A 778-nucleotide genomic window follows, 5' to 3' on the forward strand; every position below is an offset into this window, starting at 1 on the left:
TTCCAGCGGCGTCCGGCTCATCGTGATCAGGTCGAGCGAGCCGTCCTCGTGATCGGCCATGAACAACCGGTCGAGGGTGAGCAGGCTCGCCAGCAGCGCGCCGAGCCAGAGGATGGCCGGCCCCAGCCGCGACAGCAGCGCCAGGTCCGGCCCCACCGCGAACGGCATCAGCACCACCACGGTCAGGAAGAACAGCACGCCAATCAGCGCCCCGCCGCCGACGCGGAGCGCGATCCTGACGTCCCGGCGGACGAGGGCGGAGAGGGCGGTCATGGGGTGACTCCCGCGGCGAGGCGGCTATGGGAGCCCGGCTCCCGCCACAGGCACACTGCGCTCCCTCCCCCCTTGCGGGGGAGGGCGGGGGAGAGGGGTAGCCCCGGGTGAGATACTCGTTTGAGGTGAGCCGCCAGCAACAAAACGCCTGCCTCCGCAACGCCAGAACCGACAGGTCTTGCCGTGTGGCACCCCTCTCCCTGACCCTCCCCCGCAAGGGGGGAGGGAACGGAGAGGCCGGGGGCCAGCCGCTCGGAAAGCTGAGGGTCGTGTCGCCTCACGCCACACCCCCGATCCGCAGCTCCCGCGAATCGATCCCCAGCGGCGCATGGGTCGCCGCGACGATCAGGCCGCCGCGCGACAGGTGCTCGCGCATCAGGCCGCCGAACATGTTCTGTCCGGTTACGTCCAGCGCATTGGTCGGCTCATCCAGCAGCCAGACCGGGCGGCGCACGGTTAAAAGGCGCGCCAGCGACAACCGGCGGCGCTGGCCGGCCGACAGGAA

At 71.0% G+C, this 778-nt stretch carries 2 protein-coding genes; both read right to left on the reverse strand.

Going from position 1 to position 778, the window contains the following annotated elements; all coding sequences use genetic code 11:
- On the reverse strand, positions 1-273 hold a 273-nt coding region (locus IC66_RS0127790), incomplete at its 3' end, for a heme exporter protein CcmB (protein ID WP_038949860.1).
- 277 nt (positions 274-550) lie between these two features.
- Positions 551-778 (reverse strand): ATP-binding cassette domain-containing protein (locus IC66_RS0127795; RefSeq protein ID WP_038949859.1); only part of this gene is annotated, 228 nt, incomplete at its 5' end.

The sequence above is a fragment of the Bradyrhizobium genomosp. III genome (genome assembly GCF_000261705.1).
Taxonomy (GTDB): Bacteria; Pseudomonadota; Alphaproteobacteria; order Rhizobiales; family Xanthobacteraceae; genus Bradyrhizobium; species Bradyrhizobium ottawaense.